The 13,820-nt window shown below is 72.5% G+C and carries 11 protein-coding genes and 1 riboswitch; of the genes, 8 read left to right on the top strand and 3 right to left on the bottom strand.

The features are described 5' to 3' along the window. Nucleotides 1–9: 9 nt before the first annotated feature. Complete coding sequence (locus IF01_RS0109550) at nucleotides 10–981, bottom strand: helix-turn-helix domain-containing protein (protein ID WP_030392877.1); 972 nt, start codon at nucleotides 979–981, stop codon at nucleotides 10–12. 93 nt (nucleotides 982–1,074) lie between these two features. Here IF01_RS0109550 and IF01_RS0109555 point away from each other — a divergent pair, with 93 nt between their 5' ends. The 8 genes from IF01_RS0109555 (at nucleotide 1,075) to IF01_RS0109590 (ending at nucleotide 11,879) form a co-directional block, all read left to right on the top strand. Continuing rightward, entirely contained in the window at nucleotides 1,075–1,446 is a 372-nt protein-coding gene (locus tag IF01_RS0109555; protein WP_030392878.1) for a hypothetical protein, read from the top strand. Continuing rightward, nucleotides 1,389–1,883, top strand: coding sequence for a GNAT family N-acetyltransferase (locus tag IF01_RS0109560; RefSeq protein WP_030392879.1), 495 nt, complete (start codon nucleotides 1,389–1,391; stop codon nucleotides 1,881–1,883). The genes IF01_RS0109555 and IF01_RS0109560 overlap by 58 nt, the downstream gene beginning before the upstream one ends. Nucleotides 1,884–1,992: 109 nt before the next feature. Continuing rightward, entirely contained in the window at nucleotides 1,993–3,009 is a 1,017-nt protein-coding gene (locus IF01_RS0109565) for a DUF2510 domain-containing protein (protein WP_030392880.1), read from the top strand. A gap of 225 nt (nucleotides 3,010–3,234) precedes the next feature. After that, on the top strand, nucleotides 3,235–5,256 hold the full coding sequence (locus tag IF01_RS0109570) for a glycosyltransferase family 2 protein (RefSeq protein WP_051755049.1): 2,022 nt from the start codon (nucleotides 3,235–3,237) through the stop codon (nucleotides 5,254–5,256). After that, complete coding sequence (locus IF01_RS0109575) at nucleotides 5,256–6,683, top strand: glycoside hydrolase family 26 protein (RefSeq protein ID WP_051755051.1); 1,428 nt, start codon at nucleotides 5,256–5,258, stop codon at nucleotides 6,681–6,683. Before IF01_RS0109570 ends, IF01_RS0109575 begins: the two co-directional genes overlap by 1 nt. A gap of 97 nt (nucleotides 6,684–6,780) precedes the next feature. Beyond that, entirely contained in the window at nucleotides 6,781–8,034 is a 1,254-nt protein-coding gene (locus IF01_RS0109580; RefSeq protein ID WP_030392883.1) for a GH12 family glycosyl hydrolase domain-containing protein, read from the top strand. Nucleotides 8,035–8,095: 61 nt separating this feature from the next. Beyond that, nucleotides 8,096–8,257, top strand: a riboswitch (cobalamin riboswitch). A 185-nt stretch (nucleotides 8,258–8,442) separates the two neighbouring features. Then, on the top strand, nucleotides 8,443–10,863 hold the full coding sequence (locus tag IF01_RS0109585; protein ID WP_051741383.1) for a ribonucleoside-diphosphate reductase subunit alpha: 2,421 nt from the start codon (nucleotides 8,443–8,445) through the stop codon (nucleotides 10,861–10,863). 20 nt (nucleotides 10,864–10,883) lie between these two features. Beyond that, nucleotides 10,884–11,879 carry a ribonucleotide-diphosphate reductase subunit beta gene (locus IF01_RS0109590; RefSeq protein WP_051755077.1) on the top strand — a complete coding sequence of 332 codons (996 nt, stop codon included), beginning with the start codon at nucleotides 10,884–10,886 and terminating at the stop codon, nucleotides 11,877–11,879. A gap of 94 nt (nucleotides 11,880–11,973) precedes the next feature. Here the strand turns inward: IF01_RS0109590 and def are convergent, their stop codons facing one another. Together def and IF01_RS0109600 are read right to left on the bottom strand one after the other, a co-directional pair. Beyond that, entirely contained in the window at nucleotides 11,974–12,612 is a 639-nt protein-coding gene (def, locus tag IF01_RS0109595; RefSeq protein WP_030392886.1) for a peptide deformylase, read from the bottom strand. A gap of 42 nt (nucleotides 12,613–12,654) precedes the next feature. Continuing rightward, a complete protein-coding gene (locus tag IF01_RS0109600) occupies nucleotides 12,655–13,644 on the bottom strand; it encodes a tetratricopeptide repeat protein (protein ID WP_030392887.1) in 990 nt (329 codons plus the stop codon). Between the last annotated feature and the right edge of the window lie 176 nt (nucleotides 13,645–13,820).

Below are 13,820 nucleotides of genomic sequence, written 5' to 3' on the forward strand. Positions count from 1 at the left end.
ACGGAGCCGTCAGGCCCGGACGGCGACCCTGGCGGCGGGCTCGGCGAAGCAGCGCCGGTAGGCCAGCGGCGTGGTGCCCAGCCGGCGGCCGAAGTGGTGCCGCAGGGTGGCCGCGTTGCCGAAGCCGCAGCGGGCGGCGATGGTGTCCACCGGCTCGCTGGTCGACTCCAGCAGCCGCTGGGCGAGCAGCAGCCGCTGCCCGATCAGCCAGCGGTGCGGGGTGGTGCCGGTCTCCTGGTGGAAGCGCCGGGCGAAGGTGCGCGGCGACATGTGGACCCGGGCGGCCAGCTGCTCGACGGTCGACTCCTCGTCCAGGTGGTGGCGCATCCAGTCGAGCAGCGGGGCCAGCGAGTCGCCGTCCCCCTCCGGCAGCGGCCGGTAGACGAACTGCGCCTGCCCGCCCTCGCGGTGCGGGGCCACCACCATCCGGCGGGCGATGCCCCGGGCCACCTCGGCGCCCTGCACCCGGCGGACCAGGTGCAGACAGGCGTCGATGCCGGCCGCCGTACCGGCGGAGGTGATCACCGGGTCGTCGTCCACGTACAGGACGTCCGGCTCGACCGTGGTCCGCGGGTACCGGGCGGCGAGTTCGGCGCTGTACCGCCAGTGCGTGGTGGAGCGCCGGCCGTCCAGCAGTCCGGCGGCGCCGAGCACGAACGCGCCGCTGCAGATCGACAGCACCCGGGCGCCGCGGGCGTGGGCCGCCCGCAGCGCGTCCAGCAGCGGCTCCGGGTACTCCCGGCTGATGGTGGTGGCCGTGACCACCACCAGGTCGGCGGCGGCGATCCGCTCGGGGCCGTGCGGGACGTCGATGGTGAAGCCGGCGTGGGTGCGGTGCGGACCGGGGCGGGGACCGGCGATCGCGAAGTCGTAGCCGGGCAGTCCGTCCTCGGTCCGGTCGAGGCCGAACACCTCGCAGGCCACCCCGAGCTCGAAGGGGTGGACCTCTTCCATCACGACCGCGACCACGTTCTTGAGCATGCCGACAGGGTAGCCCCGGCGTTGGCAGTTTTTCGATGCATTCGGGCATTCCTGCCACTCGTCCGGCGCCGGTGCCGACGGGAGAGTGGAGACATGGATTCCGACACGCTCGCCAGCGCACTGGCCCTGCTCGGGACGGTCGGCGGATTCGGCCTGCTCGGTGCCCTGATCGGACGCGAGGTGGCCGCGCAGAAGGCCACCGGACGCGACAACTGGCACCGTCAGGGGGGCTACCCCGTCGACCCCGCCCTGCCCGACCGGCTCTACGGCACCATGCCCGCCGCCTCGCTCCGCCCGTCCGCCGACCCCGCCACCGACCCTGTCCGCACCGCCGCCACCGCCCCGACCGGCGCCGATGCCGGACCCCCGCTCACCGTCCTCCCCGGCGGCTCGGGCAGACTGACCGAATGGACATCGTCATCCGCCCGGCCCGGCCCGAGGAGTTCGAGGAAGCCGGCCGCATAACCGTCGAGGCCTTCGTCGGCGACGGCCACACCGCACCCGACGGCGACTACGTCCACCGGCTGCGCGACGCGGCCCGCCGGGCCGCGGAGGCCGAACTCCTGGTCGCGGTCGACTCGGCCGCCGGCACCGTCCTCGGCTGCGTCACCTTCGCGGTCGGCGGCACCACCTGGGCGGACATCGCCACCACCGAGGAGGGCGAGATCCGGATGCTGGCCACCGCGGCGGCCGCCCGCGGGCGCGGCGTCGGCGAGGCCCTGGTCCGCGCCGCGCTCGCCCGCAGCCGCGAACTCGGCCTGACCGGGATGGCGTTCTCCACCCAGCCGGCGATGACCACCGCCCACCGGATCTACGAGCGGGTCGGTTTCGGCCGCGCCCCCGAGCGGGACTGGTCGCCGGTGCCGGGCATCGATCTGATGGTCTACAGCATGCTGTTCTGAACGCCGGTGCGAGCCGTCGTCCGACGCCGGCCGGACGACTTGCGAGGCCAGGGTTGCGATCCGCCGATGGGTATGACGATCGGATTTGGGCGCTGCTAGGATCCGCCGCATGACGACGGGGAACACGCCGGCTGGCTGGTACGACGATCCTTCCGGCCAGCCCAATACGGAACGCTGGTGGGACGGTTCCGCGTGGAGCGGCCGCACCCGGCCGAAGTCCGCGGCCGACGCCGCGACGGTGAGCTCGGGGACCGGCGGCGCCGCCGGGCAGGGCGCCCCGGGCGCGTTCGGCCCCGCCCCCTCGGTCTCCGCGACGCCCACGGTGGTCACGCCCGCGGCCACCCCGGCCGCGCCGCAGCCGTTCACGCCGACCTCCGTCGTGTTCGAGACCGTCGAGCCCAACACCGGCCGCCGCAAGCTGCTGCTCGGCGTCGGCGCCGTGCTGCTCTCCGTGGTCATGGCCGGCGCCGGCTACGTCGTCGGCCACCGGACCGCCGACAAGCCCACCACCCCGCAGGCCGGCGGCAGCGCGAGCCCGACCTCCACCGCCGACCCCAAGAGCCCCAACGGCTTCATGGGCGCCACCCTGACCGGCAGTCAGCAGTTCCCCGGCGGGAAGCAGGTGACCGGCCAGGAGTCGAAGATGAACTTCCTGCTGCCGGCCGACTGGCAGGTCCAGAGCGACGCCAAGAACCCCACCGACGTGCGCTACGCGGTCTCCCCGTACGCCTGCGTCGGCCACGGCAGCGGCGCCTGCACCCGCGGTCTGGTGGTCCAGAACCTCCGGGTCTTCAACGGCGGCTGGGCCGATCCGAAGTCCATGGTCCTCGGCATGGGCCAGCTGCTCTACAACACCCGCTTCGGCTCCGACGCGCCCACGCCGCCCGAGCCGCTGAAGCAGTCCGCCGTCAAGATCCAGGGCATGGACGGCTACCTGGCGCTCTGGCACGTCCCGATGTCCAGCGGCTCCTCGACCCCCGACGCCTACTGCGGCGTCCTCGAGGTGACCCCGACGGCCGGCGCCACCACCGTGCCGGTGCTGCAGATCTGCCTCGACCAGGCCCCCGAGGCACCGGCCCTGACGCTGATGGACCAGATAGCCAACTCTGTGAAGATCACTCCCTGATTCGAATACATCCGGACGAATCGAGTCCGCAGGATCTCCCCGCCCCCCGGTGACCCGTCACCGGGGGGTGCCCTTATGCTCACTAGCGGCCACCGGACCCGTCGCCCATACGGCGGGACCACCGGACCCGCCGCCCACACGGCGGGCACCACGCACGCACCGGCCAGGACGAGTACGACCGCAGCCGCCCGCTCACGGGACGGCCCACAACGGGGGATTGGACTGGTGGACTCCACCGACGAACGGACGACGCACACCGGCGGCCGGCGCGGACGAGGACGCCACAGCAGGCTCCTCCCCGAGGCCCCGCACGAGCGGCGCGCGACCCGCAGCCAGTCCCGCAACGCCTCGGCGCGGCGCAACTACCTGGCCTGCGCGGAGGCCACCGGCCCGCTGCAGGACGGCGAGGGCGTCGACACCGTCCGCTACCGCGCCGTCTCCTCACTCGGCGTCAAGGTCGTACTGACCCTGCTGGTCGCCCTGAACGCGGTGGCCGGCCTGGTGTTCGTCGGCTGGCTGCTGCTGCCCTCGCACATACCCGGGCCGGGCGTCGGCTGGTCCCCGGACTGGCGGATCAATGTCGCCCGGATCTGCTTCTGCGCCGTGGTCACCGTCGAACTGGTGCGGCTCGTCCAGAACCTCGCGGTCTGGGTGTTCGCCTTCCGCGCCAAGGACCCGATACCCGTGACCGCCCCGTCCGGCCTCAAGGTCGCGGTGCTCACCACCATCGTGCCGTCCAAGGAGCCGATCGAGATCGTCGAGCAGACCCTCGCGGCCATGCTGGAGATCGAGTACGACGGCGAGGTCGACGTCTGGATCCTCGACGAGGGCGACGACGACCGGGTGAAGGCGATGGCCGCCCGCCTCGGCGTGCACCACTTCAGCCGCAAGGGCCGCCCCGAGTACAACCGGGCGGAGGGCGAGTTCCGGGCGAGGACCAAGTCCGGCAACCACAACTCCTGGCGGGCCGAGCACGAGCACAAGTACGACGTGGTGGCCCAGATGGACCCGGACCACGTCCCCCTGCCGTGCTTCCTGGAACGCACCCTCGGCTACTTCCGCGACCCCGACACCGCCTTCGTGGTCGCCCCCCAGGTGTACGGCAACATGTACGACAACTGGGTCGCGCACGGCGCCTCCGTGCAGCAGTACCTCTTCTCCGGCCTGGTAGAGCGCGGCGGCAACGGCATGGACGCCCCGCTGCTGATCGGCACCAACCACCTCTACCGGCCCGCCGCCTGGCAGCAGATCGGCGGCTACCAGGACTCGATCATCGAGGACCACCTGACCAGCATGCGGGTGCAGGCCACCGAGAACCCGGCCACCGGACGCCGCTGGAAGGGCGTCTACACCCCCGACGTGCTGGCCGTGGGCGAGGGCCCGACCTCCTGGACCGACTACTTCAACCAGCAGAAGCGCTGGGCGTTCGGCATCTGGGAGATCCTGCTCAAGACCCGGCTGCGCAAGGGCATCCGGCTGCGGACGCGCCAGCGGGTGCTGTACGGGCTGGTCCAGTTCTACTACCCCAGCGTGGCCGTGACCACCGTCCTGGGCAGCCTCGCCACCGCCGTCTACCTGGCCTGCGGGATCACCTCGATCCAGCTCGACACCGTGCTCTGGAGCTCGCTCTGGGGCGCCAGCATGGGCAGTTGGTTCCTGCTCTGGCTCTGGCTGCGGCGCTTCAACCTGGCCGCCCACGAGCGGCGCGAGATCGGCATGGCCGGCATGGGCCTGGCCCTGTTCGCCGGACCGGTGTACCTCGCGGCCGCGATCGCCGCGCTGCTGCGCCGCCCGCTGGCCTACGCGGTGACCGCCAAGGGCGACCTGCGCAGCGCCGAGCGGCTGTCGACCTTCCGGCTGCACCTGGTGTGGGCCGCCGTCGCGGCCGGGCTGCTCGCCGCGAGCTTCACCCTGCACCACGGCATCTGGCTGCTGCGGTTCTGGGCCGGCCTCAGCATGTTCACCGGCATCGCGCCGCCGGTCATCTCCTTCGTCAGCGCGCGCCGGATCGCCCGGGCCGAGCGCCGGGCCGCCGCCGGACTGCCCGCCCCGCGCCGTGCCGCCGAGGCCGTCGACGCCGTCGAGGCCGACGACCGTGCCGTCGACGAGGCGGAGGACGAGGCCGAACCGGTCGGACCCGACGAGGACGGAACAGCCGCGGGAGGCCCCGGGACGGGCCCCGAGCGGGAACTCGCGGAGCTGCTGGAGCCGGCCCCGGCCGGCGGCGGCCGGAAGGGCGGTCGCTGATGCTGCGGATCACCGTGCCCCGGATCGTCGGCCTGCTCGCGCTCACGCTGCTGGCCAGCTACGCCTTCGTGCTGGCGCCGAAGTACAACGCCCGCCACGCGCCCGAGCCGTACGCCTTCTCCGGCAAGGCGCCGACCGCGATGCCGGACTGGCTGGTCGCCGCACTGGCCGCGCCGGCCCCGACCGCCGCCGCCACCACCGGCGCCGCGACGCCCACCGACACCCCCGTCGCCACGCCCGCCCCCACCCCCGCCCCGACCGGCGGCGAGGACGCGGGCAGCCCCGCCCCGGCCCCTGCCGAACCGGCCCCGGCCGCGGCCCCCTTCCCGGCCCCCGGCGGCGCCTTCATGGGCCTCATGACCAAGGCCGGCCCCTACGACCTCGACCCGGTCGAGGAGTTCGCCACCGCCGTGAAGCACAACCCGAACGTGCTGGAGTTCTCGGTCGGCTGGTGGGACAAGCGGTTCGACCGCCGGGTCTTCGACACCGTGGCCGAGCGCGGCATCATGCCGATGGTCGCCTGGGAGCCCTGGGACTTCCACAAGGAGTCCAAGGTCGACAAGCTCCGCGGCGAACAGCCCGACTACGCGCTGAGCCGCATCGTCGGCGGCGAGTTCGACCCCTACATCAAGCAGTGGGCGGAGGGCGTCAAGAACCTCGGCTACCCGATCGCCCTGCGCTTCGCGCACGAGATGAACGGCTACTGGTACCCGTGGGCCGAGCAGGCCAACGGCAACCGCCGCGGCCAGTACGTGCAGGCCTGGAAGCACGTCCACGACCTCTTCCGGCAGGCCGGCGCCGACAAGGTGGTCTGGGTGTGGAGCCCGAACATCGACTACGAGAACGCCACCCCGCTGGACTCGCTCTACCCCGGTGACGACTACGTCGACTGGATCGGACTGTCCGGCTACTACGGCACCGTCGGCCTGGAGAAGTACGCCTCCTTCGAGCAGATCTTCGAGCCGACGCTGAAGAAGCTGCGGACCTTCAGCCAGAAGCCCGTGGTGATCACCGAGACCGCCGCCACCGACAGCTCCGGCCAGAAGGCCCGCTGGATCACCGAGATGTTCGAGCAGCTGCCCCGGCACCCGGACATCATCGGCCTGATCTGGTACGAGGCCGTCAAGGAGGTCGACTGGCGGGTCACCGCGTCCGCCGCGTCCGCCGCGGCCTACGCCGCCGGGGTCTCCGCGCCCCGCTACGCCGGGCAGTGGACCGTCCGCTCGCAGCCGCTGCTCACCGTGCCGCCGCCGGCGCCGCCCACCGTGCCGCCCGCCACCACGCCCCCGCCGTCGACCCCGGCGACTCCCCCGCCGAGCGCCAGGCCGACCGGCGGCAGCGGCACCAAGCCGTCCGGGACGGGCGTCCCGACCCGGAAGCCGGCCACCACCAAGCCCCGGAGCTCCCCGTCGGCCGACGCCGGATAGCCCCGACCGGCCGCGGGCCCGTCCGCCCGCAGGAGGCCGCCGGGACACCGGCCGACCCGCACACCGAACACCAGTACCCCGTTGGGAGGCGAAGAGCATGCTCCGCCCGTTCCTGCCCGGCCCCGGGCGTCCCCGGCCGCGCGCCTGGTGGTGGCTCGCGCCCACCGCCCTGCTGGTGCTCTGCCTGTGCGCCGTGCTGATCCCGCGCGAGAGCGCCCCCTCGACCGCCGCCGTCGCCCCGCCGCCTCCCCCGCCGCCGCTGTCCTCGGCCGAGCCGGGCGAGCTGTGCTCCACCGCGCAGAACCGCTACCCCTCGCAGCCGGTGGACTCCGGGCGCTACGTCATCAACCCCAACGAGTGGAACGCCACCGGCGGCCTGTGCGTGCACGGCGGCAACGACAGCGCCGCCTTCAGCGTCACCCGCAGCGCGGTCGCCCGCGGCAACCTCACCGACCCGGCCCGCGGCCCCGGCGCCTACCCCCACATCAGCACCCCGCTCGGCGGCGACGGCGTCAGCCCGCTGCCCATCGCCGTCGACAACCTGCGGTACGCCACCAGCACCTGGCGCACCACCCAGGTGGACGGCGGCGTCTGGAACGCCTCCTACGACCTCTGGTACAGCACCACCCGGGGCAGCTGCTCGTTCACCGAGAGCGCCGAGGTGATGATCTGGCTGCGCGGCAACGGCACCTCGCCGTTCGGCAAGCAGTCCGGCGAGCTGCGCAGCGGCGGCCAGGCCTACCGGGTGTACGAGGCGCCGAAGAAGAGCAGCCACACCCTGATCACCTACGAGGCGGCCTCCGCCACCAACGTCGTCACCGACCTCGACCTGCGCGCCTTCACCCGCGACGCGGTCCAGCGCGGCTACGTCCCGGCCGGCTCGTACCTGTGCGCCGTCCAGGCCGGCTTCGAGATCTGGGAGGGCGGCGCGGGCCTCGGCACCGACACGTTCTCGTTCGAGGTCGCCGCGGGCCGTCCCAGCGGCGCGATCACCTCCGCGGTACCCGGCTACTGCCTGGACAGCCGGGTGGCCGGCGACCCGGCCGCGGTCGGCGCCGCCACCTGCGACGGCTCCCCGGCGCAGAGCTGGACCATGGGCGAGGACGGCTCGGTCGGCCAGGCCGGACGCTGTCTGGAGGACCCCGACATCGGGTTCCCGGTCCTCACCGGCTGCACCCGCCGGCCCGACCAGCGGTGGCGCGCCACCGACGGCGGGCAGCTGCTCAACGAGGACTCCGGGAAGTGTCTGGAGAACCCCGCGACCGGCCCCACGGGCACCGGGAACGGCTCCCAGGTACGGATGCGGCTGTGCGCCGCCAAGCCCGCCCAGGAGTGGCACAGGCCGGTCTGAGGGGCGCCGAAAGCCCCCGCAGCCTATCGCACCCGACCCGCGACACGCAGCGCCGCGACACTACATGTGGTGCTTCGTCGGACGAGCGCCACTAGATGTATGCTCACTCCTGCTGTCGAAGCAGGGGAACCCGGTGTGAATCCGGGACTGCCCCGCAGCGGTGTGCGGCCTACTCCCGAGGGGGCCCGCGAGTCCGAGTACCTGCCGACAGCGTGCCGGCGCCTCCCCGCAGAGGCCATGCGCACCAGCACCATTTCCGGGCCTCGCGGGCGGGCCGGGGACGAATCGCGCGCGACGCCCACGGGCTCGCGCGGCGTACTCCCCTGCCCCGAACGGCCCGGCCCCCGATCCACCGCCGTCGACCGCCGCCAGGAGAGAAGCGCCTTGACCACCGCTGCCTCAGTCGTCCTGCCCGCCCAGGGTTCCAGCTCCGTCCCCGTCGACCCGACGGTCGCCGACCCGGGCGGTGCGCTCCTGCGCCTTCTCACCGACCGCAGCGCCGACCTTCCCCAGGTGGACCCCGGTCATGTCGCCGCCGCCGCGCTCCGCGGCCGCCACGCCGGCTCGGACTTCGCCGAGCTGCGCGGCCTGGCCGTCGACGCCTCCGCGTCGATGATCGCCGAGGACCCGCAGTACTCGAAGCTCGCGGCGCGACTGCTCGCGCTGGAGATCGTCGACGAGGCGGCGACCCAGGGCGTGGTCTCGTTCTCCACCTCGATCGCCGTCGGCCACGCCGAGGGCCTGATCGGTGACACCACCGCCGCCTTCGTCGCCAAGCACACCGCCACCCTGGACGCGCTGATCGACCCCAAGGGCGACGACCGCTTCGAGTACTTCGGCCTGCGCACCGTCCAGAGCCGCTACCTGCTGCGCCACCCGATCACCCGCAAGGTCGTCGAGACCCCGCAGCACTTCCTGCTCCGTGTCGCCTGTGGCCTGGCGGTCGGCGACACCGAGCAGTCGGTGCGCGAGGTGGCCGAGCTGTACCGCCTGATGAGCCGGCTGGAGTACCTGACCTCCTCGCCGACCCTCTTCAACTCCGGCACCCGGCACCCGCAGATGTCCAGCTGCTACCTGCTGGACTCGCCGCTGGACAACCTGGACTCGATCTACTCCCGCTACGCGCAGATCGCCCGGCTGTCCAAGCACGCCGGCGGCATCGGCCTGTCCTACTCCCGGATCCGCTCCCGCGGCTCGCTGATCCGCGGCACCAACGGCAAGTCCAACGGCATCGTGCCGTTCCTGCGCACCCTCGACTCCTCGGTCGCCGCCGTCAACCAGGGCGGCCGCCGCAAGGGCGCGGCCTGCGTCTACCTGGAGACCTGGCACGCGGACATCGAGGAGTTCCTCGAGCTGCGCGACAACACCGGTGAGGAGGCGCGCCGCACCCACAACCTGAACCTGGCGCACTGGATCCCGGACGAGTTCATGCGCCGGGTCAACGCCAACGCCGACTGGTCGCTGTTCTCCCCCGCCGACGTCCCCGAGCTGGTCGACCTGTGGGGCGCCGAGTTCGACGAGGCGTACCTGAAGGCCGAGCTGGCCGGCAAGGCCGTCCGCACCATCCCCGCGCAGACCCTCTACGCCCGGATGATGCGCACCCTGGCGCAGACCGGCAACGGCTGGATGACCTTCAAGGACGCCTCCAACCGCGCCGCCAACCAGACCGCGCTGCCCGGCCGCACGGTGCACAGCTCCAACCTCTGCACCGAGATCCTGGAGGTCACCGACGACTCCGAGACCGCGGTCTGCAACCTCGGCTCGGTCAACCTCGGCGCCCACGTCGCCGCCGGCGCCACCGCCGCCGACCTGCTGAACGCGATGGACTGGGACCGGCTGGACGCCACCGTGCGCACCGCCGTCACCTTCCTCGACCGCGTGGTGGACATCAACTTCTACCCGACCCCCGAGGCCGGCGCCTCCAACTCCCGCTGGCGCCCGGTCGGCCTCGGCGTGATGGGCCTGCAGGACGTCTTCTTCCAGCTGCGGATCGACTTCGACTCCGCCGAGGCCAAGGCGCTCTCCACGCTGATCGCCGAGCGCATCATGCTCACCGCCTACGAGCGCTCCGCCGACCTGGCCGAGCAGCTGGGCCGGCACGAGGCGTACGAGGAGACCCGCGCCGCCCGCGGCGAGCTGCACATCGACCACTTCCCGACCGCCGCGCCCGAGTGGGCCGACCGCTGGGAGGCGCTGCGCACCCGGATCGCCTCGACCGGCCTGCGCAACTCGCTGCTGCTGGCCATCGCGCCGACCGCGACGATCGCCTCGATCGCCGGCGTCTACGAGTGCATCGAGCCGCAGGTGTCCAACCTGTTCAAGCGCGAGACCCTCTCCGGCGAGTTCCTCCAGGTCAACCCGTACCTGGTGCGCGAGCTCAAGGAGCTCGGCGTCTGGGACCAGCAGACCCGGGACGCGCTGCGCGACGCCAACGGCTCCGTGCAGGAGCTCGGCTGGCTGCCCGAGCAGGTCCGCTCGCTGTACCGCACCGCCTGGGAGCTGCCGCAGCGCGCGCTGATCGACCTGGCCGCCGCCCGGATGCCGTACATCGACCAGAGCCAGTCGCTGAACCTGTTCATGGCCGCGCCGACCATCGGCAAGCTCAGCTCGATGTACGCCTACGCGTGGAAGGTCGGCCTGAAGACCACCTACTACCTGCGTTCGCGCCCGGCCACCCGGATCGCCCAGGCCGCCTCGGGCGCCGCCCGTACCGCCGCGCCGGTGCCGACCCAGACCGTCACCGTGGGCGCCCCGACCCTCACCCCGGAGGAGGAGGCCGCGCTGGCCTGCTCCCTGGAGAACCCCGAGTCCTGCGAGGCCTGCCAGTGAGCACCCCCGACCGCGAGAAGATGCTGCTCGACCCCGGTTTCGAGCTGACGCTGCGCCCGATGCGCTACCCGTCGTTCTACGACCGGTACCGCGACGCCATCAAGAACACCTGGACGGTGGAGGAGGTGGACCTGCACTCGGACGTCGCCGACCTGGCGAAGCTGAGTGAGGGCGAGCGGCACATGATCGGCCGGCTGGTCGCGTTCTTCGCGACCGGTGACTCGATCGTCTCCAACAACGTGGTGCTGAGCCTGTACAAGCACATCAACTCCCCGGAGGCGCGGCTGTACCTGAGCCGTCAGCTGTTCGAGGAGGCCGTGCACGTCCAGTTCTACCTGACGCTGCTGGACACCTACCTTCCGGACCCGGAGGACCGCAACGCGGCCTTCGCCGCGGTGGAGAACATCCCCTCCATCCACCAGAAGGCCCAGTTCTGCTTCAAGTACATGAACGCGGTCGACCACATCGACTCGCTGCAGACCAAGGACGACCGGCGGGCGTTCCTGCTGAACCTGATCTGCTTCGCGGCCTGCGTCGAGGGGCTGTTCTTCTACGGCGCCTTCGCGTACGTGTACTGGTTCCGCTCGCGCGGCCTGCTGCACGGCCTGGCGACGGGGACGAACTGGGTGTTCCGCGACGAGTCCATGCACATGGACTTCGCGATGTCGGTGGTCGACACCGTGCGCGAGGAGGAGCCCGACCTCTTCGACGAGAAGATGGCCCAGCAGGTGACGGAGATGCTGGAGGAGGCCGTCGAGGCCGAGCTCCAGTTCGCCCAGGACCTGTGCGGCGACGGCCTGCCCGGCATGAACACCGCGTCGATGCGCGAGTACCTCCAGGCCGTGGCCGACCAGCGGCTCGCCCGCCTCGGCATGCCGATCCGGTACGGCTCGACCAACCCGTTCGGGTTCATGGAGCTCCAGAACGTCCAGGAGCTGACCAACTTCTTCGAGCGCCGCGTCTCGGCGTACCAGGTCGCGGTCGAGGGCTCGGTCGCCTTCGACGACGACTTCTAGACCGCGGCCGGGCCGCCCCGGGACACCGGGGTCCGGACACACGAAGGGCCGGGGAGCTTCCGCTCCCCGGCCCTCCGCCGTTCCCTTACGGGCGTCAGTTGTTCGGGACGGTCGCGTAGCGCGGGGTGCCCTCGCCCATCTGCTTCAGCGCGTCCTTGCGGTCCCGCTTCGACAGCTTGTCGATGTAGAGGAAGCCGTACAGGTGGTCGGTCTCGTGCTGGAGGCAGCGGGCGAAGAAGCCGGTGCCCTCGACCCGGAGCGGGTTGCCGTCCTTGTCCTGGCCGGTCACCGCGGCGTACTCGGGGCGCGGCAGCTCGGCGTAGGCGGTCGGCACCGACAGGCAGCCCTCGTTGCCGTCGTCCAGGATCCGCTGGCGGTCCTTCGGGAACTCCTCCAGCACCGGGTTGATCATGTGACCGATGTGGCGCACGCCCTCGTCGTCCGGGCAGTCGTAGACGAAGACCTTCAGGTCGACGCCGATCTGGTTGGCGGCCAGGCCCACGCCCTCCGCCGCGTACATCGACTGGAACATGTCGTCGATCAGTGCGGACAGCTCGCCGTCGAAGACGGTCACGTCCTTCACCTCGCGGTGCAGCACGGGGTTGCCGAAGACCGTGATCGGACGCGCGGTGCCCTTGGTCAGGTCCGGCTCCGTTCCGACCACCTTCACGGGCGCCTCGGGCGCCGCCCCCTCCACGTCGTGCTCGTGCTCGTGGTCGTGCTGCTCGGCCATGTCTTCCGCTTCCATAGGTCTACGCGTACCTCACCAGGGTACTCAGCAGACTTCTTCGAGATCCCGGTACGCCCGGGTCCCGGGGGCGGCCGCCGCCCAGCGGTCCAGCAGGGTCCGCACCAGGTGCGCGGGCGCGGCGATCCCGCACTCGCGTTCGGCCAGCCAGGACATCCCGCCCGCGCCCGGGCTCAGATGGCTGAGGTGGCCCGGGTGCGCGGCGTCCCCGTCGTCGTGCGGGTCGTGGTGGGCGGTGTGCCCGTCGTCCGTGGCCATCCGGCTCTCCGAACAGGCCCGGCAGAGCAGCCGCACCGAGGACGTCCAGTCCTCCGCCGCGTAGCCGGCGTCCGCGACCAGCCGCTCCAGCGCGTCCCGGTCCGCCTCGGTCGCCGCCTGGAGCAGCACCACGTAGGTCGGCACCGGCGACGGCGCCCACAGCTCGATCTCGTCGAACACCGGGTACGCCACCCCGTCGGTGACCCGCTCGCCGTGCGGGGCGCCGTCGTGCAGCACCACCTCGCCCCAGCGTCTGCCGGAGGACGGCAGCGGGATCGACAGCACCTCGATCCGGGCCGGGTCCAGCCGCCGGCCCCACACCACCTCGGACTCGCCCTCCGGGGAGAGCCGCACCGGGGTGGTGCCCAGGTCCAGGCTGACCGGGCCGTCGCCGTGCGCGTTCGGGCCGCCCGGCAGCCGCAGCCCGTACGCCTGCCAGGCGCGGCGGGCCAGCGGCCAGTCCTGCAGCGCGGTCGCGGTGATGCCGAGGTTCCACCAGTCCGGTGCCCCCTGCTCGCGGTCCAGCAGCGCCACCGCCCGCAGCCCGGCTGCCCGGGACTGCTCCCAGTCGCGGCGGAACTTGTGCAGCAGCGCCAGGTTGAACCACGAGTCCGACAGCCACGGTTCCAGGTCGGCCGCCATCACCAGCAGCGCGCCGGCGTCCTCGTAGCGTCCGTCGCCGATCAGCGTGAATGCCCGATCGGTCGTCTGCCGCCAGGTGGCGGACGGCCGGTGCCGTGCCCGGTGGAAGATCCTCACGTTCGTCCCTGCCGTCGTCGTCCGCTCAAGTCCCTTGTCCGCTCCCGTGCCCGCTCCCGCGGCACGGGCCCGGCGCCCCGGGTCGGTGTTCCACGCTACGACCGCATCCAACCACGACGGCCGCCGCCCGCGCTCCCCACCGCCGAGGTTGCCCGTAACCGGCCCCCACCCCAGCC

It is taken from the genome of Kitasatospora purpeofusca (assembly GCF_000718025.1).
Classification (GTDB): Bacteria; Actinomycetota; Actinomycetes; order Streptomycetales; family Streptomycetaceae; genus Kitasatospora; species Kitasatospora purpeofusca.

What these genes read in the sequence shown, in the direction of transcription:
- IF01_RS0109550 (WP_030392877.1), bottom strand. Translation starts at nt 981, where the DNA reads ATGCTCAAGAACGTGGTCGCGGTCGTGATGGAAGAGGTCCACCCCTTC.
- IF01_RS0109555 (WP_030392878.1), top strand. Translation starts at nt 1,075, where the DNA reads ATGGATTCCGACACGCTCGCCAGCGCACTGGCCCTGCTCGGGACGGTC.
- IF01_RS0109560 (WP_030392879.1), top strand. Translation starts at nt 1,389, where the DNA reads ATGGACATCGTCATCCGCCCGGCCCGGCCCGAGGAGTTCGAGGAAGCC.
- IF01_RS0109565 (WP_030392880.1), top strand. Translation starts at nt 1,993, where the DNA reads ATGACGACGGGGAACACGCCGGCTGGCTGGTACGACGATCCTTCCGGC.
- IF01_RS0109575 (WP_051755051.1), top strand. Translation starts at nt 5,256, where the DNA reads ATGCTGCGGATCACCGTGCCCCGGATCGTCGGCCTGCTCGCGCTCACG.
- IF01_RS0109580 (WP_030392883.1), top strand. Translation starts at nt 6,781, where the DNA reads ATGCTCCGCCCGTTCCTGCCCGGCCCCGGGCGTCCCCGGCCGCGCGCC.
- IF01_RS0109590 (WP_051755077.1), top strand. Translation starts at nt 10,884, where the DNA reads ATGCTGCTCGACCCCGGTTTCGAGCTGACGCTGCGCCCGATGCGCTAC.
- def (WP_030392886.1), bottom strand. Translation starts at nt 12,612, where the DNA reads ATGGCCGAGCAGCACGACCACGAGCACGAGCACGACGTGGAGGGGGCG.